Origin of the sequence: Rhodovulum strictum (assembly GCF_009649175.1) — a bacterium.
Classification (GTDB): Bacteria; Pseudomonadota; Alphaproteobacteria; order Rhodobacterales; family Rhodobacteraceae; genus Rhodovulum; species Rhodovulum strictum.
On the sequence record NZ_WJPO01000034.1, the window covers coordinates 1 to 23,732 of the forward strand.

Annotated in this window: 21 protein-coding genes; 11 read left to right on the plus strand and 10 right to left on the minus strand. The window is 65.5% G+C overall.

The annotated features are described in order from the left end of the window. Nucleotides 1-118 precede the first annotated feature (118 nt). The gene (locus GH815_RS16500; RefSeq protein ID WP_153749856.1) at nt 119-706 is read left to right on the plus strand and encodes a hypothetical protein; all 588 of its coding nucleotides are present in this window, start codon (nt 119-121) and stop codon (nt 704-706) included. A gap of 19 nt (nt 707-725) precedes the next feature. Here the strand turns inward: GH815_RS16500 and GH815_RS16505 are convergent, their stop codons facing one another. Next, nucleotides 726-2,009, minus strand: a complete 1,284-nt coding sequence (locus GH815_RS16505) for a GGDEF domain-containing protein (RefSeq protein WP_153749857.1) — start codon at nt 2,007-2,009, stop codon at nt 726-728. 363 nt (nt 2,010-2,372) lie between these two features. Here GH815_RS16505 and GH815_RS16510 point away from each other — a divergent pair, with 363 nt between their 5' ends. Further along, a complete protein-coding gene (locus tag GH815_RS16510; protein ID WP_170290372.1) occupies nt 2,373-5,387 on the plus strand; it encodes a chemotaxis protein CheB in 3,015 nt (1,004 codons plus the stop codon). A gap of 243 nt (nt 5,388-5,630) precedes the next feature. Then, nucleotides 5,631-7,919: a putative bifunctional diguanylate cyclase/phosphodiesterase gene (locus GH815_RS16515; protein WP_153749859.1), complete on the plus strand. Its 2,289-nt coding sequence runs from the start codon at nt 5,631-5,633 to the stop codon at nt 7,917-7,919. Nucleotides 7,920-7,994: 75 nt separating this feature from the next. Here the strand turns inward: GH815_RS16515 and GH815_RS16520 are convergent, their stop codons facing one another. The 6 genes from GH815_RS16520 to phnD all read right to left on the minus strand — a co-directional run bounded on the left by GH815_RS16520 (nt 7,995) and on the right by phnD (nt 12,198). After that, nucleotides 7,995-8,393: a PIN domain-containing protein gene (locus tag GH815_RS16520; RefSeq protein WP_343030929.1), complete on the minus strand. Its 399-nt coding sequence runs from the start codon at nt 8,391-8,393 to the stop codon at nt 7,995-7,997. Continuing rightward, complete coding sequence (locus tag GH815_RS16525; protein ID WP_153749860.1) at nt 8,390-8,635, minus strand: AbrB/MazE/SpoVT family DNA-binding domain-containing protein; 246 nt, start codon at nt 8,633-8,635, stop codon at nt 8,390-8,392. The genes GH815_RS16520 and GH815_RS16525 overlap by 4 nt, the downstream gene beginning before the upstream one ends. 94 nt (nt 8,636-8,729) lie before the next feature. Beyond that, nucleotides 8,730-9,545: a phosphonate ABC transporter, permease protein PhnE gene (phnE, locus tag GH815_RS16530; RefSeq protein WP_153749888.1), complete on the minus strand. Its 816-nt coding sequence runs from the start codon at nt 9,543-9,545 to the stop codon at nt 8,730-8,732. Between the two features lie 2 nt (nt 9,546-9,547). Further along, on the minus strand, nt 9,548-10,354 hold the full coding sequence (phnE, locus tag GH815_RS16535; protein WP_343030930.1) for a phosphonate ABC transporter, permease protein PhnE: 807 nt from the start codon (nt 10,352-10,354) through the stop codon (nt 9,548-9,550). Continuing rightward, nucleotides 10,351-11,178: a phosphonate ABC transporter ATP-binding protein gene (phnC, locus tag GH815_RS16540; protein WP_153749862.1), complete on the minus strand. Its 828-nt coding sequence runs from the start codon at nt 11,176-11,178 to the stop codon at nt 10,351-10,353. The genes phnE (GH815_RS16535) and phnC overlap by 4 nt, the downstream gene beginning before the upstream one ends. Nucleotides 11,179-11,253: 75 nt before the next feature. Next, nucleotides 11,254-12,198 carry a phosphate/phosphite/phosphonate ABC transporter substrate-binding protein gene (gene phnD / locus GH815_RS16545; protein ID WP_153749863.1) on the minus strand — a complete coding sequence of 315 codons (945 nt, stop codon included), beginning with the start codon at nt 12,196-12,198 and terminating at the stop codon, nt 11,254-11,256. Nucleotides 12,199-12,479: 281 nt separating this feature from the next. On the opposite strand from phnD, the gene GH815_RS16550 reads away from it, so the two are divergent. Then, the gene (locus tag GH815_RS16550; RefSeq protein WP_153749864.1) at nt 12,480-14,288 is read left to right on the plus strand and encodes an amidohydrolase; all 1,809 of its coding nucleotides are present in this window, start codon (nt 12,480-12,482) and stop codon (nt 14,286-14,288) included. A gap of 17 nt (nt 14,289-14,305) precedes the next feature. On the opposite strand, the gene GH815_RS16555 is transcribed toward GH815_RS16550, so the two are convergent. Beyond that, nucleotides 14,306-15,958 carry an alpha/beta hydrolase gene (locus GH815_RS16555; protein WP_153749865.1) on the minus strand — a complete coding sequence of 551 codons (1,653 nt, stop codon included), beginning with the start codon at nt 15,956-15,958 and terminating at the stop codon, nt 14,306-14,308. 134 nt (nt 15,959-16,092) lie between these two features. On the opposite strand from GH815_RS16555, the gene GH815_RS16560 reads away from it, so the two are divergent. Then, nucleotides 16,093-16,968, plus strand: coding sequence for a bile acid:sodium symporter (locus GH815_RS16560; RefSeq protein ID WP_170290373.1), 876 nt, complete (start codon nt 16,093-16,095; stop codon nt 16,966-16,968). 32 nt (nt 16,969-17,000) lie between these two features. Here the strand turns inward: GH815_RS16560 and GH815_RS16565 are convergent, their stop codons facing one another. Beyond that, nucleotides 17,001-17,609 (minus strand): Crp/Fnr family transcriptional regulator, encoded by a 609-nt coding sequence (locus GH815_RS16565; protein ID WP_246176493.1) that lies wholly within the window; start codon nt 17,607-17,609, stop codon nt 17,001-17,003. A 317-nt stretch (nt 17,610-17,926) separates the two neighbouring features. Between GH815_RS16565 and GH815_RS16570 the strand changes: the two genes are divergently transcribed. The 5 genes from GH815_RS16570 (at nt 17,927) to GH815_RS16590 (ending at nt 22,494) form a co-directional block, all read left to right on the plus strand. After that, nucleotides 17,927-18,625 carry a hypothetical protein gene (locus GH815_RS16570; RefSeq protein ID WP_246176494.1) on the plus strand — a complete coding sequence of 233 codons (699 nt, stop codon included), beginning with the start codon at nt 17,927-17,929 and terminating at the stop codon, nt 18,623-18,625. 31 nt (nt 18,626-18,656) lie between these two features. Beyond that, nucleotides 18,657-20,753: an alkyl/aryl-sulfatase gene (locus tag GH815_RS16575; protein ID WP_153749869.1), complete on the plus strand. Its 2,097-nt coding sequence runs from the start codon at nt 18,657-18,659 to the stop codon at nt 20,751-20,753. Nucleotides 20,754-20,807: 54 nt separating this feature from the next. After that, nucleotides 20,808-21,089, plus strand: a complete 282-nt coding sequence (locus GH815_RS16580) for a glycine zipper 2TM domain-containing protein (protein ID WP_153749870.1) — start codon at nt 20,808-20,810, stop codon at nt 21,087-21,089. 24 nt (nt 21,090-21,113) lie between these two features. Next, nucleotides 21,114-21,629, plus strand: a complete 516-nt coding sequence (locus GH815_RS16585) for a DUF1269 domain-containing protein (RefSeq protein ID WP_153749871.1) — start codon at nt 21,114-21,116, stop codon at nt 21,627-21,629. A gap of 67 nt (nt 21,630-21,696) precedes the next feature. Next, nucleotides 21,697-22,494 carry a transporter gene (locus tag GH815_RS16590; protein ID WP_153749872.1) on the plus strand — a complete coding sequence of 266 codons (798 nt, stop codon included), beginning with the start codon at nt 21,697-21,699 and terminating at the stop codon, nt 22,492-22,494. Between the two features lie 107 nt (nt 22,495-22,601). Here the strand turns inward: GH815_RS16590 and GH815_RS16595 are convergent, their stop codons facing one another. After that, nucleotides 22,602-23,075, minus strand: a complete 474-nt coding sequence (locus tag GH815_RS16595) for an RrF2 family transcriptional regulator (RefSeq protein WP_153749873.1) — start codon at nt 23,073-23,075, stop codon at nt 22,602-22,604. 205 nt (nt 23,076-23,280) lie between these two features. On the opposite strand from GH815_RS16595, the gene GH815_RS16600 reads away from it, so the two are divergent. Continuing rightward, nucleotides 23,281-23,652: a hypothetical protein gene (locus GH815_RS16600; RefSeq protein WP_153749874.1), complete on the plus strand. Its 372-nt coding sequence runs from the start codon at nt 23,281-23,283 to the stop codon at nt 23,650-23,652. The last annotated feature ends 80 nt before the right edge of the window (nt 23,653-23,732 follow it).

The window sequence follows — 23,732 nt, forward strand, 5'->3', positions numbered from 1 at the left end:
TCTCCACCCCCGTCAGTTCGGGAGCTTGAATCACGCAGGCCGGACAGCTTCAAGTATATCAATGGGTCCTGACCCTAGAGGGGTGGAACGGGTGGGGGCTCGTTTCAGGGTGACTACCATGGGCTTGGACGATTTCAATCCTCGGACCTACACGCGCTATGCGTCTGCCTCGGCAAATCGGAACGCCACAGACAGGAATGCGGCCACCGGAACGGATGGAGATTGGCAGGATCGCAATCAGTCCAGGGCCAGGGGGGCCTATTCGTCGCGACGCGCGCCGGGGCGCGTCATGCTTGCCGCGGCCCGATTCACGGCGTCGGGCGTGGAAACCCGCGTCATTACCCGACGCAGCGTGATCTATATGGACCTCGATCTTGCGCTTTCGGACTTGCAGCGGGATGCCCGGCACGCCGGGCGTGCCTGGGGCTGTCTGGTCGTGCAGATAGACGATTTCGGCGGCATCACCGGCTGCATCCGCGCGCTGCTGAGGTTTCGGCATCTGTGTCCGACGGTTCCGGTCATCCTGTTGAGCACCCAGACCATGCAGGAGGATCTTTCGCTCGAACGCCTGACGCTTTGCGATGTGACGCTGAGAACCCCGGTCAGCGCCGCAGCATGGCGCCCTGTGCTGGGCATTGCGCGAAAGAACAATCGCGTCTGGCAGTCACGGATGATGCAACGCGCCGGAGATGGCCGGCGCGCGTGACCGGGTCGGCGCGGGCGGGTCAATCCGGGGCGATACGGCTGGTGCCCGTGATTGGCAGGTTGGCCTTTGCTCGCTGCAAGGCGCTGTCGATATTCGTCTCCCAGGGTTCGACCATGCTCGTCCCGAAGGAAACGCTGATGCGCGGGTAGTTTTTCCCGTCTTCCCGATGCTCGGCGTTTTCGAGCGACTCGCGCAGCCTTGTGGCGGCGCAAGACAGGCTTTCGATATCGGGAACATCCACGAAGGCGGCAAATTCTGCGTCGGCGCCGCGCGCGAGAATGTCGTTCTTGCGCAGGTTGGCCCAGAGCGTTTGCGCCACATGCCGAAGCAGATCCTCGCCGAAGCCGGGTCCGAACGTGTCCTCGAGCGTCGCGAAATCGTCGATCGAGAACAGGATTACCCCATGATGCCTGAGATCGGGTCCGGCGCCGTCCTGCAATCCCTTGCAGGTGACGATTCCGGTCACAAGGTCGTAGCGCGCCAGTTCGGCGCGGAGTTGATCCATGCGGTAGAGGGTATGCCCGAAGGCCAGAACCAACGTGATCGTGGCCAGGCTGACAACGCTGGCCGCGGCGCTCAGCAGAAGAATGTTGTCGGTTGCCGCCGCGCCGAAGGCCCGGTCCCGCAGATCGGACGCGAGCGGCACGATCACGGCGGCGACGAGCAGCAGGCGCGTGAGAAGGCCGAACCGCGATCGGGAAAAGACGGCGCGGAGCGCGGCTTCGTCCTTGAGCCACCAGGTCTGGGCCAGCAGGGCGAGAAGGATGCAGATCAGCAGGAGCCCCGAGGCGTCCATGCGCTCGAAACCGCCCAGCGAGATCGCGACCACGGTGAAAACGGTTCCGGCCCAGGCGATGCCCAGCATGACAAGCGAGAGCCGCCGTCCCCAGAGGTCGCCGAGCATGCTCATGTGAAGGGCGCACAGGACGATTGCCGCTTCGGATCGGATCGTCCGATCAAGGCCGAGCGCAAGGGGCCAGTCGTTCGGAGCGGGTCCGGTCAAGGGGCGTAGCGTGCTGCCCGTGGCGGCGTGCAGGATGACGATGAGAGAAACGGCGCCCAGGGCAGACACGGCAAGCGGGAGCCTGCCGCAAAGACGCCGGATCACCATGCCGAGGGCGAGTGTCAGGAAGCCCCCTAGCAAAAGCGGATGGGGCCACGCAGGTCGCGGCCCGGGATCGAGCAGGGGAAGGATTGCAAGGCACCCGAGGACCGTGAGTGCGAGCAGCGAGGCGAGCAGGAGGTCGGGGTTGGACCAGCGGGGGGGCAAGACAATTGCGGACATAATGAACAGGATTTCCATGGGTCAGTTGGCACTGCCCGAAATTAAGAAACCGGCCCTGAGGGTTTCCTAATCCTGCGCGATCCCTGTTTACCATTTCCCAAGGTTTCCGTGCGTCGGGGCTGTCTTCCGAGTCGTGCGCCGCAATCGGGGCCATGAGGCCCGGGCCGCCGATGGGAAGCGCGGATGCGTTGGACTGATCGCGAGGCAGGGGGGTGTCTGGTCCGGCCTGCATGATCGGTGCAGAAATTAAGGAAAGGTTGTGGCGAAGGGCGGCCGGTTCGTATTATCCTAGGTTGTAGGCGGGAAACGTGCCGGATGGCTTCCCCCGGACAAGACGATCATGCAGGCGGCACGGATCGCATCGAGCAGCAGGAGAACACAGTGGAGTCGCCCGACGGTTCTGTCCAGCAACAGACGATGGCCTCGGCCGAGGAACAGGCGCCGCTGCGCGTGGTCGGAATCGGCGCCTCGGCCGGCGGGCTTTCTGCGCTCGAGGTGTTTTTCGAGAACTGCCCCTGCGATTCCGGGGCGTCATTCGTCGTGATTCAGCACCTTTCGCCGAAGCACGAGAGCCTGATGGCAGAGCTGCTGTCGCGGCGCACGAAGATGCCGGTCGCCATGATCGACGCGGACCAGCGAATCGAACGCGATCATGTCTATCTGATCCCGCCCGGCGCAGAGATGCGGATCGAGGCCGATACCCTCAAGCTGTCGCCGCGCAGCGAGACGCTGTCCCTGCCGATCGACATCTTCTTTGCGTCGCTGGCCCAGGCCTTTGGTCAGCGCGCGATCGGGATCGTCCTGTCCGGTACCGGTTCCGACGGAACGCGGGGTGCGATTGCCATCAACGAGGCCGGTGGGTTCGTGCTGATCCAGGATCCCGACGAGGCGAAATTCGACAGCATGCCCCAGAGCGTCAAGCGCGCGGGCGTCGTCGATGCCTGCCTGCCTGCGGCCGAGCTGGCCGAACGCGCGCTTCTCGACAAGGACGCAGCGCCCAGGATTCGCGTGCCCGGCGCCGGGCAGGGCGGGAAACAGCCGGACGAGGAACCGCACGAGACGGCCGAGGATGATTCTGCGATCCTGGACAGGATTTTCCTGCGTCTCGCCGCATCGGGCGGCGTGGATTTCCGCGATTACAAGAGCACGACCGTTCTGCGCCGCCTGTCCCGGCGGATGCAGGTGCAGCGGGTCGCCACGCTGGCGCAGTATCTGCAAATTCTCTTAGACTCGGATGCCGAGGTCATGGCGCTCCGGCGCGAGTTGCTGATCTCGGTGACGCGCTTCTTTCGTGACGACGATGCGTTTCGGGCGCTGGAGGAGAAGGTCATCCCGCGGATCGTCGAAGGACTTGCACCCCGGGACACCGCGCGGGTCTGGGTGGCGGGCTGCGCGACGGGCGAGGAAGCCTATTCCATCGCAATGCTGTTTCACGAGGCGCTGGGGCGGGTGCAGCGGCCGCACAGCCTCAAGGTGTTCGCGACGGATGTCAGCGAAGACTGCCTTCAGGTTGCCGCGGCCGGGGTGTACCCGGATTCGGTTGCCGCAGAGGTCAGCCCGGCGCGGCTGGAGCGGTTCTTTACGCAGGATCGCGATACGCTGGTCGTGTCACCCGAACTGCGCCAGTCGCTGATCTTTGCGCGTCATGATCTGTTGCAAGATCCGCCCTTTACGCGGATGGATCTGGTGTCTTGCCGGAATACCCTGATCTACCTGCGCCCCAAGGCGCAGCTATCCGCCCTGAGCAGGCTGCGCTTTGCCGCGCGAAGCGGCGGATTTCTGTTCCTTGGCCAGAGCGAGTCGCTTGGCCTCGAACAATCGGGTTATGAAACGGTCGACGCGAACAACAAGATCTTTCGTCTCGAAAGCGCGGGTTCGGCCGGCAAGATCGACCTTGCTGCGCCGCATCTTTCGCGCGCCGGAGCACGGGGCAGCCGGTCCCGGGCAGAGGCGCATGCCACGCGCCACAGCGGCGGGCACGCCAGCGATCCGGACGCCAGGGACATCGCCCTGGATGCTGCGATGCGAACGCTTCTGGATGCCTGGGCGCCGCCCTCGATCCTGGTGAATGATCGCTTCGAGGTGATCCATTTTCAGGGGAATGTCAGCCCGTTCCTGCGGACGCGGTCGGGAAAGGCCAGCCTTGATCTTGCGCGGCTGCTTCCCGAGGCGATGGCCGCGGTGGCAAGCGTTCTGATCTGCAAGGCGGTCGAGACCGGAAATGCCCATGTGTCCGAACCGACCAGATTTTCGATAGATGACGTTGGCCATGTCGTGCGGCTGCACGCCGTTCCGGTGCAATCGCCCGAACTGGCCGGGTCTTGCGTTCTGCTGAGTTTCGAAAAGGTGGATGCCGATGCGCCGGGCCATGCGGTGCCGCAGCAGATCGACCTGACCAGCCTTGAAAAGGCCCGGATCGACATCCTTGAACGACAGCTTGAGGCGACGCGCGCCGATTTGCAGAGCGCCATCGAGGAGCTTGAGACATCGAACGAGGAATTGCAGGCGACCAACGAGGAACTGATGGCCTCGAACGAGGAACTGCAAAGCTCGAACGAGGAACTGCAATCCGTCAACGAGGAGATAAACACGGTCAATGCCGAGTATCAGGAGAAGATTTCCCTGCTCAACCGCCTGAATGCCGATCTGGGCAGCATGCTGCGCGCGGTCGGGGTCGCGGCCGTCTTTGTCGACGAGATGCTTCTGATCACGCGGTTTTCGCCCGATGCCGGCAAGATCTTCAAGCTGCGCGACAGCGATGTGGGCCGGCCGCTGGGGGATATCACGCACAGGCTGAAATACCCGGCCCTGATCGACGACATCCACGACACGATCCGGACCGAAGACCGATGCGAACGCGAGGTGCTGGGCGAGGATGGCGAAATCTATCGCGTGCGGATCGTGCCCTATTCGATCAAGACCAGCGGCCAGCGCGGCGCCGTCATCACGGTGATGAACGTGACTGTGTATCGCAACCTTGCCAAGCTTCAGGGGATCATCGATGCGCTGCCCGAACATATCGCCGTGCTGGACTTCGATGGAACGATCCTTTTGACCAACGCCGCCTGGATACGCTTTGCCAGGGCCAACGGCGATCCCGAGCTGAAGCGAAGCGGTCCGGGATCCAACTACCTCGAGGTTTGCCGGGGGGCGATATCGTCCGGCCCGCCAAGATCGTCCCCGGACGACATGCGCAGCGCGGTGTCCGCCCTGGAGGGGGTGAAGGAAATCCTGGAAGGAACGCGGCAGTCCTTCTCGCTTGAATATCCCTGCCACGCGCCGGACCAGAAGCGCTGGTTCTTCATGACGGTCGCGCCCGTGACCGGGCAGGAATTCGGGGCAGTCGTCAGCCACATCGAGATCACCCCATGGTACGGGAATATGGCCGAAAGCTAGGCACTTGCCGGTGCGTGCCGTCGGTTTCTGTCGCCTGAGCGCGCAAAGCTGACAGACCCGGCGGGCGGTGGGCCGAGGCCGATGATCCGCGGCCACGACACACAATCATAGATAATCCGTAAATCGGTGAAACAACCGACGGGCGATTAACACTTCGTAAGGTATCCCGAGTGAAAGTGCTTGAAAGACGGGTCGGGCCCCTGCGCGGGGCCTTGGCACAATAAGGCTCTGAGGGGCAGGTGGATGGAACGGGACAAGTCGAGTGGTCATCGGCAAACAAGGCGCGCGCCCCCCGGAGCGATCAGCTTGGAAACTTCCGTTACCCCCGCTGTAACCAGCCCGGCCGACCTGCGGATGGGCAGGCGTGACCCGCAGCCGTCGCCGAGAGCGGTCCTGGAGGATGCCGAGATTGCGCCGCATCTGCTTGACCAGCAGAGCCAGGAGCTTGCCACGGCGCTTGTCGCGGCCGAGAGCGAAGCGGATCGCTATCGCGGCCTTTTCGAATCGGCGCCGCTGCCGGTTCTTGTGCTGGACCGCCTGGGCGTGGTGCGCCGCGCCAACCATATGGCCGGACAGGTCTTTGGTGTCAGCGCCTCTGCCCTGCTTGTGAATCGCTCCATCTATCGCCTGATCGACGCCGGTTCGGCCAACGGGCTGCATCAGTACCTGTCCCGAAGCGCGGCGCTGACCGACACGCAGCGCGCGTCGCCTCCGCAGCAGGTGATGATTGACATCCCGCCAAAGGGAAACGGCATTGGCCATCGCACGATGGAAGCCCATCTTGCCTTGCTTCCGGCCGTCCTGTCGGATGTCGGCGACGTGCAGATGCTGCTTGTCGACCGCACGAAAGCCGCCGAGCGGGAAAGGCGGTCCATGTTCAGCGAAGCCTTTCTCAAGGGCGCCACGTCGTTGATGCATGCCTTCGATCGCGAGGGACAGCTTGCCTTTGCCAACCCCATCACCAGGGCACATACCCAAGGCGCTGACCCGGATTTGCGCAAGGTGCGCAGCCGCTTCAACGGTCTTCTGGGCTCGCGCGCAATGGATATCGAGGTTCTGACCTCGGGGCGGCCCTGTTTTGCGCCGGGCGTCCATGTCATGCCCTCTGGCGAAAGGCGCAACTTCATCATCGGCAAGTTCCCGATTCACGACGAGACCGGCGCCCATATCGCCGTCGGCGGCATTTCCACGGACATCACGGAAATCATCGAGCCGAAATCCGATCTTGAAAGGGCATTCGATCAGGCCAGGACCACCTCGGGACGCGATCCGCTGACGCGCCTGATGAATCGCACCGCGTTCATGGAGCAGATCAACGAGGAGATCGGCGCCGCCGAAACAAGCGGTTCGGAACTGTTCCTGAGCTTCATCGACATCGACAGCTTCAAGGAAACGAACGACGCCATGGGGCATGAGGTGGGCGACGCCCTGCTTTGTGCCATTGCCCGCAGGATGGAAGATGCCGTCGGCGAAATGGGCTATGTGGCGCGTTTCGGCGGCGACGAGTTCCTGCTTTTCCTGGCCCACCGGACGGCCGCCGAGGCCGAAGCCTGCCTGGAGCGTATCCTCAGGGAAATCCGCACCCCATACGAGGTGGCGGGCACCCAGATCATCCTGACCTGTAGCGTCGGCCTCAGCTCTTATCCCCGCGACGGCGCGACCGCCGAGGAACTGTTGCGGGCCGCCGACCTTGCGCTCTACGCCTCCAAGTCGGGCGGTCGCGACCGTATCACGCTATGCAGCGACGATCTGCGCACCGGCAGCGAGCGGCGGTTGCGAATACTCAGTTCGCTCCGCACGGCGCTTGCCGAAGACAACTTTCGCCTCGTCTTCCAGCCAAAGGTCGATCTTCGCAACAGCCGGCGGATCGTCGGCGCCGAAGCATTGCTGCGATGGCGCGATCCGCATCTGGGCGAAGTCGCGCCACTGGAATTCGTGCCGCTGGCCGAAATGAACGGGCTGAGCAATGCGCTGGATCTTCGCGTGCTGAAACTGTTCGCCGAACAGCAGAAATCCCTTTTTGCAAAGGGCGTCTTCCTGCCGATATCGGTGAACATCTCGGCGCGTTCCCTGCATGCGGCCAATTTCGTTTCGACGGTTCTTTCGTTTCTCGACTTCAACAACATCCCCCCGGAGCTCCTTATCCTGGAGATAACCGAAACGTCCATGCTGCGGTTTTCGTCCGACACGACCGAGCGGCTTGCGCAGCTTACGGCCGCGGGGGTCCGGCTTTCGATCGACGATTTCGGAACCGGCTACGCCTCGCTCCTGTATCTCGAGAAGATGAACACGAGCGAGCTAAAGATCGACCGCAGCTTTGTCGCGAAGCTTGGAATTGGCGAAATGCAGACGGAACGGATCGTGCAGGCAATCCTGGCCCTGGGCCGGGGGCTCGGGATCGAGGTCGTCGCCGAGGGTGTCGAAACCGAGACGCAGCGGGAGTGGCTGGTGAAGAACGAATGTACCGTTGGCCAGGGATTCCTGTTCAAGCGACCGCAGGAACGCGAGAGTTTCGAGCGATTGCTGATATAGGTCACGCTGAACGGCGCGTCAGGGGCATGCGGCAGATCGCGCTGCCGCAAGCGGGTGCCAGCCACAGGGCTCCGCTCAATGTGTCAGCAGTTCGACCCCGGGGATGCGCGCGGCCTTTCGGTCGAAGGTCACCAGCGGAACCGCGTCCTGCCGCCGGGCCGCCGCGGCGATCATCAGATCGGCGAAACCGAACCCGCCTTCGCGGTACCGGAACGCGGTCCGCCCGACATCGTCGGCCGCCTCGACCACGATCTCGGCGGCCGAGAGCAGACCCTCCAGCGCGCGGGCCACGTCGCTGCGGCCGAACCCGTAGGCACGCTCGAGAACCCAGACCAGTTCCACCACGACCTCGCGGCATACAAAGCCGGGATCGCTTTCGCCAAGTCCGTTCATCAGGTTCGTGGCGGCCCGGGCCTGATCGGGATCGTCCTGGGTCAGGAAGCGCACCAGAACATTGGTGTCGATGGCGATCACGCTGGGGTGTCCCCGGAGGCCCCGCGCGCGATGGCGTCCTCCATCTCGTCGAGCGTGACGGGCGCACGGCCCGGCCGGGCCAGCAGACCCGCCAGTGTGGCGACGGGCTGCACCTTCAGAAGCCGGACCTCGCCATCCTGGATGACATAGCGGACGCGGTCCCCGCTGGACAGACCGAGGGCAAGGCGCACATCCCGGGGCAGGGTCGTCTGGCCCTTGATCGTTACCGTCGACTCCTGCATGGGGATCGCGCCTTGCACATGATGATGTCGCCTTACAATATCATCGCAGGGGCGGCAGATTCAAGTTCTGCGCCGGGCCGCCGCGGCGCGCGCGTCAGATGATTGCGTGGCGCACGCGGGCCGAGACCCATTCGCTGACCACGACCGTCGCGAGGATGACCAGCATGATCAGCGTCACCTGCGGCCAGGCCAGCACGTTCAGGCTGGCATTGAGCTGCGCCCCGATCCCGCCCGCGCCGACAAGACCCAGGATCGCGCTTTCGCGGATGTTGATGTCCCAGCGGAACACGCTGATGCCGTAAAAGGTCGGCAGCACCTGCGGGACGATGCCGTAGCTGAGGATCTGCGCCTTGGTCGCGCCGGTGGCGGTGATCGCCTCGATCTGCTGCGCGTCGGTTTCCTCGATCGCCTCGTAAAGCAGCTTGCCGATGAAGCCGACAGAACGAAAGCCGATGGCAAGGATCCCCGCCAGGATGCCGGGGCCGAGGATCGACACCAGCAGCAGCGCCCAGATCAGCGAGTTGATCGAGCGGCTGGCGACGATGCAGAACAGCGCGAGGGGCCGCAGGAAAAGCCGCGAGGGCGTGGTGTTGGTGGCCGCCAGAATGGCCAGCGGCACCGCGATCACGATGCCCAGCAGCGTGCCCAGCGTGGCAATGTTGATCGTGTCCCAGAGCGGCCCCCACAGCCGGTCCATATAGGACCAGCGCGGCGGCCAGGCGCGGCTGACCAGATCGGCGGCGGCCTTTGGCGCATCATGGACGAACACCCACATGGTGCGTTCCGTCATCAGGTTCCAGCACCAGACGAACAGCGCGACCAGACCCAGCCACCCGGCATAAAGCGCAAGCCGCCCGGCAAAGCTGCGGTGATGCCAGACCGGCGCCTCGGCGGCGGGGATGTCGGTCATGCTCATTGCACCCACCTGCGCAGATGGCTGGAGGAATATTCCGACAGCATCACGATGGCGATGATGATGATCAGGATCGCGCCCGCGCTGTCATATTCGTAACGGTTCAGCGCCGTGTTCAGCGTGCCCCCGATCCCGCCTGCGCCGACGATGCCGATCACGGCGGATTCTCGGAAATTGATGTCGAGCCGGTAGAGCGACAGCCCGATCAGCCGCGGCATCACCTGCGGCTGGACCGCATAGTTGACAAGCTGCAGCCACGAGGCGCCGGTGGCGCGGATCGCTTCGGCCTGGGATTCGTCGATATCCTCGATATCCTCGGCCAGAAGCTTGCCGATGAAGCCGATGGTGGCGAAGGTCAGCGTCAGGAAGCCCGCAAAGGCGCCGAAGCCGAACAGCGCGACGAAGAAGATCGCGACGATGATTTCCTGCAACGCGCGGGAAACGGCGATGATGCCGCGGCAGATCGCATAGACCCAGGCCGGGGCAAGGTTGCGCGCCGCGCCGATGCCGATGGGGATCGAGATCAGAACGCCAACCACGGTCGAGGTCAGCGTCATCGTCAGGCTTTCGATCAGCCCCTGGCTGATGTCGCGCCAGCGGGTGGTGAAATCGGGTTGCAGGAATCCCGCGACAAAGCGCTGCCCGCGTTCCATCCCGATCATGACGCGCTGCCAGTTCACCTCGACGGTGCCGACAGCCAGCACCAGATAGACAATCGCGCCGATCGCCAGCGCATAGCTCCAGAAGCGCGACTTTATCAGTTGCGGCGGGCGTTTCCACCGCGTGGGGTAGTCGGCGGCCGTCACAGCGCCCTCATCATCTTCTTGGCCTCGTCGCGCTGTTCGGCCTCGGCGGCCTCGTCCTCGGCGGCGGCCTGGCGCATCGCGGTCCAGTCCTCCTCGCCATAGATCCGGGTCAGCACCTCTTCGGTCAGCCCGGCGGGCGGGCCGTCAAAGACCACGCGGCCGGCCTGCAAGCCGATGATGCGGTCGGCGAATTGCTGGGCCAGCACCACGTCATGGATGTTGATGATCGCGGGCAGCCCGCTTTCGCGGCAGATCTCGACGATCAGGCGCATGATCTGGCGGCTGGTCTTGGGGTCGAGGCTGGCGGTGGGTTCGTCCACCAGCAACAGGTCGGGATCCTGTTCCAGCGCCCGAGCGATGCCCACCCGTTGCCGCTGGCCGCCCGACAGCGCATCGGCGCGCTTGTCGGCATGGGCCGACAGGCCGACACGGTCGAGCAGGCGGAACGCCTTGGCGATGTCGGCAGGCGGAAAGCGGCGGGTAAAGCTGCGCCAGAAGGGGACGTAGCCCAGCCTGCCCGACAGCACGTTTTCCATCACCGTCAGCCGCTCGACCAGGGCGTATTCCTGAAAGATCATGCCAATTCGACGCCTTGCCCGGCGCAGGTCGCCCGACCGCAGGCGGGTGATGTCCAGATCGTTCAGCCGCACACTGCCCGCGCTTGGTTCCACCAGCCGGTTGACACAGCGGATCAGCGTGGACTTGCCCGCCCCCGAGGGACCGATCAGCCCGACGACCTGCCCCCTGGGCACGGTAAAGCTGACATCGGTCAGAGCCTTGTCGCCGGTCCTGTAGACCTTGGTGAGGTTCTCGACGCTCAGCATCCGCGCGGCTCCGTTCGTTCAAGGCAAGAACGGCAGGCGGCGCACCGCCTGCCGTCCGTCATTCTGGCTGCGGTCTCAGTTGCAGGTATACTGAACGCCCATCGCGGCGTCGATCTCGCGGATCACGTTCCAGTTGTCCTTGAAGGTGATCGGGATGAACTGTGCCTCGCCCGAGCGCGAGAATTCGGCCTCCAGGCTCGTGCCTTCCCAGTCGAAGGAAAAGAACGCCTCGCGGATCTTTTCCTGAAGGTCGGGATGCAGGTTGAAGACGGTGCCGTAGCCCGTCGTCGGGAAGGTTTCGGACTGGTAGATGATGACGAACTGATCCTCGGTGACCACGCCGCGGTCGATCATCCGCGTCTTGACCGAGTTGGCGATGGCGGCGGCGTCATAGTCCTTGTTGGCCACGCCAAGGATCGAATTGTCATGCGCGCCCGAGAAGGCAGGGGTGAAATCCGTGCCCGCGACCATGCCATAGCTGGCCTGCATCAGCGCCGAGGGGGCCTTGAAGCCCGAATTCGAGGTCTCGGAGGTAAAGGCCATGGTGCGGCCCTTGATGTCCTCGACCTTCTCGATGCCCGAACCGGGATAGGTGATGAATTCCATCTCGTAGCCGAAGCTGCCATCGGCCGCGGCCATCATCGCGAAGGGGCGGAAGCCCGCACAGGCCACGGCAAGCGGGTTCGAGCCGGTATTGAAGCCCGCGATATGCAGGCGCCCGGCGCGCATCGCCTCGATCTGCGCGGCGTTCGACTGAACCGGGAAGAACTGCACCGGCTTGCCGGTCACTTCCTCCATATGGGTCAGGAAATCCGACCAGGCTTCGGCATAGACGGCCGGATCCTCGACCGGCGTATAGGCAAAGACCAGCACCGAGGGATCGACCCATTGCGACGGATCGGCCGGAATGTCGGCGATCATGTCGCCATCGGCATCGCTGTAGCGGCTGTCGAGCTGGAAGGCCGCCGCCGGCAGCACCATCAGCGCGGTCAGGGAGACGGCGGAAAGCAAACGTGTCATGTCGGGGCTCCTTTGCGTCGACGACGGGTTCTGCGTCCGATGGACCGGCTACGGGTGCGGCATGACATTTCGGTAAATCTCTTATGAACTTTCCACGACAGGGTCGATGCCCTGCGATCCTGCCCGGCCGTTCCCGGGCGCGCCCCGGTCATCGAAGATCCCGCCCTTCGGGCCGTCTTGCCCCGGCAACGCCATGTGCCGGATCACCACCGCCGCCCTGGCGGGCCTGTTGCGAAGCCGCGAAACGCGCTATGCTCGGGTGTCCTGCGATGGAGAACAAGATGGCCCATGAGCCGTTCCCCTGTCCGTGCTGCGGCGGCGCCTTCGATGGATTCCTCAAGGCGTCGGGAAAACCCCTCGAAACCCTCGGGCAACCCGATGTGACGCTTGACCGCCGGGCATTTCTGGCCGCGGCGACGGCGGCAACCGGCCTTGCCGCAGCCGGTCCCGCCCGGGTCGCGGCGCAGGGGGCACCGGCAACGGTCTTTGCCGGCGGCACCATCCTGACCGTGGACGCCGCCTTTTCCGAAGCCGAGGCGCTGGCCATTCGCGGCAACCGGATCATCGCCGTCGGTAGTCTGGACGAGGTGCGCGCGGTGGCCGGTGCGGATGCGGTCGAGATCGATCTGGCGGGCCGGACGATGCTTCCGGGCTTCATAGATCCGCATACGCATGTCGTTTCGGGCTCCGCGGTTGACGGCATCATGGAGAATGTCGGCATGGCGCGTTTCGCCACCGCGGCCGAGGTGCTTGATCACCTGCGCGCAAAGGTGGCGGTCACGCCGCCGGGCGAGTGGGTGCTTGGCCGCAACTACGACCCCTCGTTGCAGGAGGGGTTCGACGCGCTGACCTTTGCCGAGCTTGACGCGATCTCGACCGAGGTGCCGATCTTCCTGATGAACGCCTCGGGGCACCTTGCCTATGCCAACCGCAAGGCGTTCGAGGCCGCCGGAATCCCCGAGGACGTGGTCGACCCGCCGGGGGCCGAATATGTGCGCGATGCCGATGGGCACCTGACCGGCGTCATCAAGAACAACGTGGCCTTCGTGCCGGTGGTCTCGGCCGCCCCGGCGATGGCGCGGCTCGACCCGGTGTCGGCCCTGATCGGGCTTCTGGACACATGGTCTGCCCTCGGGCTGACCACGGTCAGCGAGCTTGCCCTGGGCACGCTCAGCAGTTCCGTTCAGGATGCGCAGATCATGTTCGCGGCGGCTCGCTCGGGGCGGCTGAAAGCGCGTATCCGCGCCTATCCCTTCTACACGATCGGCGCGGCCGAATGGGACGCCGCCGGGTTAGGGCCGGGCAGCGGCGATGCGCTGGCGCGGATCGCGGGCTACAAGCTGGTCGCGGACGGCTCGAACCAGGGCTTTACCGGCTTTCAGCGCGAACCCTACCTGAACTCGGACAGTCGCGGCGCCCCCTACATGACGCAGGAGGAGATGACCGCGACCGCGCTGGACCGGGCGTCCAAAGGCTGGCAACTGGCGCTGCATGGCAATGGCGATGCGGGCATCGACATGGTGCTGGACGCCTGTACGGCGGTGCGCGACGCGGGCATCGACATGGGGCAGGTCCGCGCCCGGATCGAGCATTGCTCGATGCTGCATGACGACCAGATCGCGCGGATGAAGGATCTTGGCGTTTCGGCAAGCTTCCTGATCGGGCATGTGCATTTCTGGGGCGTCTGGATGCGCGACCGTGTGTTCGGCCCCGAGCGGGTGATGCATCTGGGCCGCCTGCACAGCGTCGAGAAGGCCGGGATCGGCTACACCCTGCATTCGGATTTCATGGTGACCGAACCCGATCCCCTGCACATGATCCAGATGGCGGTCACGCGGCGGACCTGGAGGGAGCCCGATTTCGTGCTGAACCCGGACGAGCGCGTTTCGGTCGAAAGCGCCATCCGCGCGCTGACCTCGGAAGCGGCCTGGCAGCTTCATTCCGAGCACGAGATCGGCAGCCTTGAGCCCGGCAAGTTCGCCGACCTCGTGATCCTGGAAACGGATCCGCGCGGGGTTGCTCCCGACGACATCGGCGCGATCCGGGTGACCGAGACCTGGATGGACGGCCAGAGGGTCTACGCCGCCTGACACCGGCGGGCGGGCCGTCAGCGGTTCGAGCAGCCGTTCTTGAAGCCGTTGTCGCAATGGGCCTTGAGCCGGACGGTATCGGCCTCGGTCCAGCCTTCGGGCGCGGTGACCGCGACCCAGGGGCCGATATAGTCCTGCGCGTAATAGGAATGCCCGTAGCCCCCCGGAACCGTCGTGGCCAGCGCCATGTCCAATGCAAGCTGCAACTGGGTGACGATCGGCATGAAGCGCAGATAGGGGGAGACCCCGTCGCCCGGCGGCTCGCGCATCCAGACCGGGGCGCGCAGGGTCGACAGCGGATCGAAGAACACGATCGCATCGCTGGGATACTGAAGGAACACGATCCGCATCGGTCCCCATTCGGCCGCGCCCGCGGACCCGTCATCGTCGCGCGCGGCGTAACGGATCAGCGATCCGTCCCTGATGACGGGCTGCACCCAGGGGCTGTCCTCGCGCCGCGCGGTCTGGACGCGGTTCCAGAAATCGGAGGGAAAGGGCGGCCCGGCCCAGAACGCCCCGTCGATGGGGTCGTTGACCAGGTGGAACAGGTTCGTGGCATACATCGACGACCAGGCGCCCAGGCTCAGCCCGTGGATGTAAAGCCGCGGCCGCGTCCCGGGCGGCAGCCCGCGCCAGTAATCGTGGATCGTCGAGACCGTCGCCGCCGCCTGGTCAAGCCCGGTCCGCGTTTCGAAGACCAGCGCAAAGGGCGACTGCATGTAGCTGTACTGCACCGCCACCGTGGCGATGTCGCCGCCATGCATGTATTCGACCGGATCGTGCGAGCCCGGATCCATCCAGCCCGTCCCGGTCGGGCTGGTGACGATCAGCACCTTGCGGTCAAACGCGCCCAGGCGAATGAGTTCCGCAAGCGCCAGCTCTGCCCGTTCCTGCGGCGTGTCGGCATTCGCGCGCCCGACATAGACCCGGAGCGGATCGCGCGCGGGCCGCCCGGTAAAGGCCGCGATCGCGGCGGCATCTGGCCCGCCCGTCACGAAATCCCGGCCCGGCTGGCCCATCGCCTTCCAGTCGACAAGCGAGGCGGGACTGCCGGGAATGCGCGCCTCGGCCGGGGCGGGCGGCGCGGTGTCGAACAGCGCCTGCGCCGTCTCGAAGGTCGAGTCGAGCGCATTGATCGTCCTGTCCAGAAGCCCGTCCCGGGTCAGGACGAACAGCGCCAGACCGACAAGCAGAAAGCCCAGCACATCGGCCCGCCGCCGCGGCATCACCCGGTAAAGACGCGCGCGCACGATGCGCGAAAACGCCGCCACGAGCCGGCCGAGCGTATGCAGAACGGCAAAGACCGCCACCGCCACCAGCAGCACCTGCACCAGATGGCCCCCGCTGGTCGGCTCCACGCCCATCCGCGCGCGCAGGTCGTTCTGCCAGACATGGCTGTAGCGCAGCGCAAGACCAAGCGCCGCAAGCGCGCCAAGGGACAGAAGCCCCAGCACAACCTGCCGGGGCCTGCCCCTGGGCACGGGCATGTCGGCCAGCCACCATATCCCCTCGACGATCCGCGTCGCCAGATACCCAAGCGCCATGACGACACCGCCAAGAACGCCCTGAAGCACCGGATCCCGCGGGATGAGGGATGGCGTCAGCGAGGCCGCAAGGAACAGGATGGCCAGAGCCAGCCCCAGGACCGAAAAGCGCGGGATCAGAGCCATCTTTTCGAACTCCTGTCAGGCGGGCGGCCCCCGATTCCGCCCCGCGCACGCGCATGCGCAGGGATTTTCTACCGCATGCGGCGGTTTAGGTTAATCATGTTGTTCAGTTCGGCCAAGGATGTGGACCAGAAACCGTGACAAGCGCGACAGCCATTGATCTCGCCCTGCCTGCCGCGGTCTTCGTCATCATGTTTGCCATCGGTCTTGGCCTTGCGCCCCGGGATTTCCGCAGCACCCTGACACGCCCCCGGGCGCTCCTGCTCGGTCTGGCGGCGCAGATGGTGCTTGTCCCGGCCACGGGCGTTCTGCTGGTCGCGATCCAGCAGCCCGAGGCGGCCATCGGGCTTGGCATCGTGATCCTTGCCCTGTGCCCCGGCGGCGCCTCCAGCAACATCCTGACGCGGCTTGCTGGCGGCGATGTCGCGCTGTCGGTGTCCCTGACCGCGGTAACGAACCTGTTGTCGGTGGCGACGTTGCCCGTGCTTTCGGTACTGGCGGCCCGGCATTTCCTTGGCGTCGAGCTGGCAGCGGTCGAGATGCGGCAGGTATTGCTGCGCGTCGCGCTGATCGCCACATTGCCCGTCCTGCTTGGCACGCTGGTCCGGCATCTGGCGCCCGCGGCCGCCGCGCGCCACGAACCCATGGTCTTCCGCGCCGCCTTTGCGCTGTTCCTGGGGATCGTGGGCTGGGCAATCGTCGGCAGCATCGAGGTGTTGCGCGACGGGATGCTGCTGCTGGGATGGCAACTGGCCTTCCTGACGCTTCTGCTTCTGGGCCTTGGCCATGGGCTGGGCTGGCTGTTCGGCCTTGCGGCACCGCAGCGGATCGCCGTGGGGATCGAGACCGGCGTGCAGAACGGCGCGCTGGGGCTTGCCGTGGGCAGCCTGCTGTGGGCCGATGGCGCGGGCTTCCCGCTCTATGCGACCCCGTCGGCGGTCTATGGCGCGCTGACCTATGCCCTGACCTATCCGCTGGTCATCCTGCTTTGGCGCCTGCGCAGGCGCGTCTGAGCGTCGGTTCCCGGCCCCGTCGCCATGCGGCGTCAGCTTTCTTCCGAGGCGCGTTCGAGGGCGGCGCGGTCGACGATCTGCACGCAGCCATATTCGGTGCGCAGCGCGCCAAGCTCGATCAGCGCGGTAAAGGTACGCCGAAACGCGGCACGGCTCATCCCGGCCATCCGGCCCAGATCCTCCTGCGTTGCCCGCACCGTTCCGTCCGGGCCTGCCAGACGAATGAGCATCCGGGCAAAGCGGGCCCGTGGCGGCAATGACAGAACCTCTGCGAGGATGCTTACCGCAAGCGAGGCGTTCGCATGCGTAAGCCGGAAAAAGCAGTTCCAGTCCTCGGGATGCTCTGCCAGGGCACGGCGCACCGCGCTGATCGGGATACGGAAGACACGGGACTCCGCGGCGGCCGAGATCGTGATCGAGCGGGTCGTCCCCGCCAGCAAGGCGGAATCCCCGACCCAGAAACCGGGCCGGGCGCGGTAGATGGTCACTTCCTCGTCGCGCCCGATCGGAATCGACACGTCAAGCAGGCCCTCGCCCAGACCGAAGACCGCGTTCGGCTGATCGCCGACGCTGTAAAGCAGTCCCCCACGCTGCAAGGTTGTCCAGCGCCCGGCCATCGCCATTCGGGCCTGGAAGTCCATGGGCTGCTCCGACAGCCAGCCCTGCCTGGGCAGGCTGCGCAGTACCTCGGAGTATTTTCCCCCGGATTGCTCCATTTGTAGCAATTCCCCCCCGCCGAAAGGATTACACCCTTTTCGAGGAAACTGCGTTGCCCCTTGGCTGTCGTTGACGGAGATCAACGGGTCAGCCTGCATGCCCGGCCGTCGACCGGGACCGGAAAGGGCCAGCGCTTCGCAGGATGGGGCCGCGGCAGGCGAAACGGCCAGCCGCAGGAGGGGGGAATCCACGGATGATCGCGTGGAGGAAAGGGATCGTTGCTGCCCTGGCGGCCGTGCCCATGGCACATGCCGCAGCAGCCCAGGAGGCCCGGTGGGAATTCACCGTATCGCCCTATGTCTGGACGCCCGGCGGCTCCAGCGCCATCGAGACCGGCTTCGGCACGCTTGAGGCAGATGCCAGCATCAGCGACGTCCTGTCGGCGACCGATTTTGCCCTGATGACCGTGATCGAGGCCCGGCAGGGTCGTTGGGGCCTGATCGCGGATTTCGTCTATGCCGATCTGACGGAACGCAAGGACACGCCCTTCGGCGTCCAGTTTTCGCAGGCAAAAGTCGAGACGCAGTTGCGGATCGCAAGCGGCTATGCCGCCTACCGCCTGCACGAGGACGCGCAGGTGGCGGTCGATCTGCTGGGCGGGTTCCGCGCCGTAAGCGCCGATCTGAACGTGACGCTCGCGCCGGGCACCCTGCCGGGCCAGAGCTTTGCCCTGGACAAGAGCTGGGTGGACCCGGTCGCGGGCGGCCGCGTCCGGATCGCGCTGAACGAGCGCTGGTCCGCCACCGCCATTGCCGATTTCGGCGGCTCGGGCGGGTCCGAACGCACCTGGCAGGCCATCGCGACACTGAACTACCGGATCAACGACCGATGGTCGGCCCATGGCGGTTGGCGCCACCTGTCGATCGACAAGGACATGGGCGGACGCGATGTCGAGATCGACCTCGGCGGACCGCTGCTTGGCCTCACGGCCCGGTTCTGAGCTTGAAGATCAAGGGATAGGGAGCAAGAGAATGACCACCAGACGCGAATTCATGGGATCCATTCCGGCCGCGGGCGCGGCCTTTGCGATCGGCGGCAGCCTGGCGCTCGAGGCCACCCCCGCCCATGCCCAGCGGGCGCCGCTTGCGGGCCATTTCCATCCCAAGGGCAAGGCGCCCTCGGAGCATACGCTGAAGGTGCTGGCCGAGGCGCAGAGCGGTCTGCCCTTTGACGATACCCGGGATTTCGACGAGCAGGCGCGCGGGCTGATCGCCGAACGTTCGGCCCGCCAGATCATGGCGGATGCGGGCAATGTCGCCTTCGACCGCGCCGATTACGACTTTCTCGACGTGCCGGGCGAGTTCGACTCGATCCATCCCTCGATGACCCGGATCGCGCGGCTCAACAACAATTTCGGGCTCTACGAGGTGGTGCCCGGCATCTATCAGGTGCGCGGCTTCGATCTGGCCAATGTCACTTTCGTCCGCGGCCGCACCGGCTGGATCGTCTTCGATGTGGGCACCACGGCCGAGACGACGCGCGCGGCATGGGAGCTGTTCCAGGAACATGTGGGCGAGGGGTTGCCGGTGACTGCGGTCATCTATTCGCACACCCATGGCGACCATTTCGGCGGCATCCGCGGCCTGATCACCCCCGAGGATGTGGCCGAAGGCCGGGTCGAGGTGATCGCGCCCCGCGACTTCATGCAGTTCACCATCTCCGAGAACGTCTATGCCGGGAATGCCATGAACCGGCGGCTGTTCTACCAGTATGGCCTGCTGCTGCCCGCGGGCCAGCACGGTTTTGTCACCCAGGGCCTTGGCCACCGTGTCCCGGCAGGCGCCACGGGGCTGATCGCGCCCACCCGCTTCGTGTCCGAGGATATCGAGGAATTCGAGGTCGACGGCGTGCCGATGGTGTTCCAGTACACCCCCAACACCGAGGCCCCGCGCGAGATGAACACCTGGATCCCCGGCATGAAGGCGCTGTGGATGGCCGAGAACGTGACGGCGGTGCTGCACAACATCTACACGCTGCGCGGGGCGCAGGTGCGCGACTCGCTGAACTGGTCGCAATACATCAACAAGGCGCTCAGGCTTTTCGGCACCGAGGCCGAGGTGATGTTCGCCTCGCACCACTGGCCGCGCTGGGGCAATGACCGCATCCGCGAGGTGCTGCGCGACCAGCGTGACCTGTATGCGAATTTCAACAACCAGGTGCTGCACTACGCCAACCAGGGCGTGACCATCAACCAGATCCACCATGTCTACAAGATGCCCGCGGGCATCCAGGCCAAGTGGCACTGCCGCGGCTATCACGGCTCGCCCGAGCATAACGCCCGCGGCGTGATCCAGCGCTTCCTCGGCTTCTGGGACTGCAACCCGGCCACGCTGATCCCGCTCGCCCCCGAGGACTCGGCGCCGCTTTATGTCGAGATGATGGGCGGGGCCGCGGTGATCCTGGCCCGGGCCGATGCGCTGCACCAGTCCGGCGACTACCTGCTTGAGGTCGAGATCCTCAACAAGCTGGTACAGGCCGAGCCCGGCAATGCCGCCGCCAAGGACGCTCTGGCCGACGCCTTCGAGCAGGTCGGCTACCAGCAGGAGAATCCGGGGCTGCGCAACAGCTTTCTTGCCGCCGCCTACGAACTGCGCACGGGCATCCCGCAGGGCGCGATCGCGGACACGTCCAGCCCGGACATCATCCGGGCGATGTCGACCGAACTGTTCCTGAACTTCCTCGCGATCCGGATGGATCCGCGCCGGGCCGAGGGGGTGGAATTCACGATGAACCTTGTCACACCCGACAATGACGAAAGGTTCATCGTGGAACTGTCGAACGCCACGCTGACCAACATCCAGGGCTACACGGCCGAGGATGCCGACCTGACGCTGACGGTCAACCGCGCCGATCTGGAGCGGGTGATGGCGGGGGCCACGACGCTGGATGCGCTGCTGGCCGACGGCACCGCGCAGTTCGAGGGCGATATCGCCATCCTCGGCCAGCTTGCCGCGCTGATGGTCGATTTCGATCCGCGCTTCGAGATCATGCCCGGCACCAGGCTGCGGACCGAACTTGCCAGCCACGAACCGTTCGAGGGCTATGTCGGCTCCGTCATCCCCGAATGACAACCCGGCGGCCGCCGGGACTTTCCGAAAACCACAGCAAGGAAGGAAGACACCATGAAGTTTCATCGTCTTGTGATCGCAGGCGCGGCGGGTGCCCTGATGGCCCTGGGCGCCTGCACCGATAACCAGAGCATCAACGCCGCCACGGGCGGGCTGGCGGGCGCCGCGGTCGGCAGCCAGTTCGGTCAGGGCCGTGGCCGGGCCGCCGCGACCCTTGCCGGTGCCGCCGTCGGAACGGCCATGGGCGGGAACGCCCCGACGCCCGCGCAAACGCGGATGTGTACCTTCCGCAACGCGCAGACGGGCGAAACCTGGCAAGCGCCCTGTCCGAACTGACCCCGGCAAGAGGAGGATCATCAGATGGCAGAACTCGTCGTGCTGGATTTCGACGGGCTTGAGACTGCGGACACGGTCCTCGGCAAGCTGAGGGAACTGCGCAAGGCGCACCTGATCGACCTCCTGGACGCCGTCGTGGTCATCCGCCCCCAGGGCGGCGACATCCAGATCAAGCAGTCGGTGAACCTGACCGCTCTGGGCGCCAGCCAGGGCCTGACCACCGGCGCGCTTCTGGGCGGGCTTGCCGGGCTTCTGGTGCTCAATCCGCTGGCGGGCTTTGCGCTTGGCGGGGCGGCGGGCGCGGCGATGGGCGCGCTTGGCGGCAAGCTTTCGGATTTCGGGATCAATGATGGTTTCATCCGCGAGTTCGGACAGACCGTCGCGCCCGGCACCTCTGCGCTGTTCCTGCTGATCGCCAAGGCCACCACCGACAAGGTGGTGGCGGAAATCCGGGACTACCGGCCAAGGGTGCTCAAGACCTCGCTTTCGGCCGAGCAGGAGGAGGGGCTGCGCGAGGCGCTGGCCGCCGCCGAGGCCTGAACAGCCGAATGGCGCCAGCCTGCCCGACCCGCAACGCAAGACCGGAGCCATTGACAGGAGACGATCCATGCGCAGACACGCCGCCCTTGTGCTTGCCCTCGCCGGGATATCGGGCGGGCAGGCCCTGGCCCAGAACGACGAGAACCTTGCCCAGCAGCTTGCCAACCCGGTCGCCTCGCTGATCAGCGTGCCGCTTCAGTTCAACTATGAGGACGGCATCGGGCCGGGCGGGAACGGTTCGCGGATGGTGCTGAATGTCCAGCCGGTCATCCCCTTTTCCATCGGCGAGGACTGGAACCTGATCTCGCGCACCATCGTTCCCGTCATCCATCAAAGCGACGTGGCGCCCGGTGCCGGATCGCAGACGGGTTTCGGCGATATCGTGCAAAGCTTCTTCTTCTCGCCCAAGGCGCCAACCGCGGGCGGCGTGATCTGGGGCGTCGGGCCGGTCTTCCTGTTGCCGACGGCAACCGATGACCTGCTTGGCGCGGGCAAATGGGGCGCGGGGCCTACCGGCGTCGTGCTCGTGCAGCGCGGGCCCTGGACGGTGGGCGGGCTGGCCAACCACATCTGGTCCTTCGCGGGCGAGGACGACCGGCCGGACGTCAACCGGACATTCCTGCAACCCTTCGCCTCCTACACCACCGGCAACGCCTGGACCTTCACCCTGCAAACCGAGACCAGCTATGACTGGGAGACCGAGCAATGGTCGGTTCCGATCAACGCGGTGGCCTCGAAGCTGATGCGGATCGGCAACCAGCCTGTCAGCCTGTTCGGCGGCCTGCGCTACTGGGCCGAATCGCCCGCCTCCGGCCCGGATGGCTGGGGCATCCGCGTCGGCGCAACGTTCCTTTTCCCGCGCTGATCCCGGCTGACGGAGAAGTGGCCGCGGCGCGATGCGGCTGGCATGACCGCGGGCCAGGTGGTGAAACCGCTTCGGCACGCCGAATTCTTCAGCGCCCTGCAGGAGTTTCAGTCGGCCGCAGGCGGTAGCGGCAGGTACGGGCCGCGTAGCGGTTGCGGTGCATCGCTGGGCGTGAAGCGTCCCGGCGGAAGCAGGATGTCGGCCAGGGTGTAGCGGTCAAAGGCTGCAATGAAGGCCGCCACCCCCTCGTTGACGACACCGGCAAGACGGCAGCCGCGCGTGATCGGACACATGTTTTCGGCCTGGAAACACTCGACCATCCCGAAATCCGGCTCGGTCTTGCGCAACAGCACGCCCAGGTTGATCTGTTCGGGTGCCAGCGCCAGCATGAAGCCGCCATGATGGCCGCGCAGGGCGCTGACATAGCCCTCGGCCGAGAGGAACATCACCACTTTCTTGAGGTGCATCCGCGAGATGCCGAAAAGCTGTGCCGTCTCCTCGACGGTCACGCGCTCTCCGGGGCGGCTGGCGGCGAACAACAGCGCGCGCAGGGCGTAGTCGCTGAACTTGGTGAGTCGCATGCGGGGCCTCTGACATTGTTCGGCCGGTTTGCGGGAAGATTTCGGCCACGGACTTGACATGGCTCAACCCGCGCCGACCCCGGGCACCAGTCAAGACAGGAAATTTTTCAATCCCGGCTGACTTCCCGATGAAAATAACCATTTCAGGAGCATTATCCTTGATCCTGATCAATGTCGGTGCCGCGCGGATCGGAAAGGTTGCGGTATGCAATCGCGTACCCGCCATCCGTTCCTGCCCCTGCTGCTTGCCCTGGCCCTGGTCCTGTCAGGACTGGCACAAGGCCATGCGCTGGCCGGGACTGCGGCAGGCCAGATCGAGATGGAGATCTGCGCAGATGGCGAGGCGCGCCGCGTGGTGATCGACGCGCATGGCGCGCCGGTGGACCCGGACGAAACCTGCCAGCGCAAGCTCTGCCCCGATTGCGTGCCGCTCAAGGATGCCATGCTGGCGGGCGCCTCTACGCCTGTCGGCCACCGGTTGCCGCGCCGCGGCGCAAGGCCCCGCCCCTCTTTCCGTTTCCGTCCGCACCGCCGGCCGCAGGCCGCGCAGGCGCGCGCCCCTCCACGCATGGTCTGATCTGATGTTCGCAGCCCCCGCGCCGATCCGTTCCGTCCCGTTCCGACCCGCCCCCCTCCGGCGCGTGGTGGCCATGGCCC

Excerpts from the sequence above, each read along its gene's own strand:
- GH815_RS16500 (WP_153749856.1), top strand. The coding sequence starts at position 119 with ATGGGCTTGGACGATTTCAATCCTCGGACCTACACGCGCTATGCGTCT.
- GH815_RS16505 (WP_153749857.1), bottom strand. The coding sequence starts at position 2,009 with ATGGAAATCCTGTTCATTATGTCCGCAATTGTCTTGCCCCCCCGCTGG.
- GH815_RS16515 (WP_153749859.1), top strand. The coding sequence starts at position 5,631 with ATGGAACGGGACAAGTCGAGTGGTCATCGGCAAACAAGGCGCGCGCCC.
- GH815_RS16525 (WP_153749860.1), bottom strand. The coding sequence starts at position 8,635 with ATGCAGGAGTCGACGGTAACGATCAAGGGCCAGACGACCCTGCCCCGG.
- phnE (WP_153749888.1), bottom strand. The coding sequence starts at position 9,545 with ATGACCGACATCCCCGCCGCCGAGGCGCCGGTCTGGCATCACCGCAGC.
- phnC (WP_153749862.1), bottom strand. The coding sequence starts at position 11,178 with ATGCTGAGCGTCGAGAACCTCACCAAGGTCTACAGGACCGGCGACAAG.
- phnD (WP_153749863.1), bottom strand. The coding sequence starts at position 12,198 with ATGACACGTTTGCTTTCCGCCGTCTCCCTGACCGCGCTGATGGTGCTG.
- GH815_RS16550 (WP_153749864.1), top strand. The coding sequence starts at position 12,480 with ATGGCCCATGAGCCGTTCCCCTGTCCGTGCTGCGGCGGCGCCTTCGAT.
- GH815_RS16555 (WP_153749865.1), bottom strand. The coding sequence starts at position 15,958 with ATGGCTCTGATCCCGCGCTTTTCGGTCCTGGGGCTGGCTCTGGCCATC.
- GH815_RS16565 (WP_246176493.1), bottom strand. The coding sequence starts at position 17,609 with ATGGACTTCCAGGCCCGAATGGCGATGGCCGGGCGCTGGACAACCTTG.
- GH815_RS16570 (WP_246176494.1), top strand. The coding sequence starts at position 17,927 with ATGGCACATGCCGCAGCAGCCCAGGAGGCCCGGTGGGAATTCACCGTA.
- GH815_RS16575 (WP_153749869.1), top strand. The coding sequence starts at position 18,657 with ATGACCACCAGACGCGAATTCATGGGATCCATTCCGGCCGCGGGCGCG.
- GH815_RS16580 (WP_153749870.1), top strand. The coding sequence starts at position 20,808 with ATGAAGTTTCATCGTCTTGTGATCGCAGGCGCGGCGGGTGCCCTGATG.
- GH815_RS16585 (WP_153749871.1), top strand. The coding sequence starts at position 21,114 with ATGGCAGAACTCGTCGTGCTGGATTTCGACGGGCTTGAGACTGCGGAC.
- GH815_RS16590 (WP_153749872.1), top strand. The coding sequence starts at position 21,697 with ATGCGCAGACACGCCGCCCTTGTGCTTGCCCTCGCCGGGATATCGGGC.
- GH815_RS16595 (WP_153749873.1), bottom strand. The coding sequence starts at position 23,075 with ATGCGACTCACCAAGTTCAGCGACTACGCCCTGCGCGCGCTGTTGTTC.
- GH815_RS16600 (WP_153749874.1), top strand. The coding sequence starts at position 23,281 with ATGCAATCGCGTACCCGCCATCCGTTCCTGCCCCTGCTGCTTGCCCTG.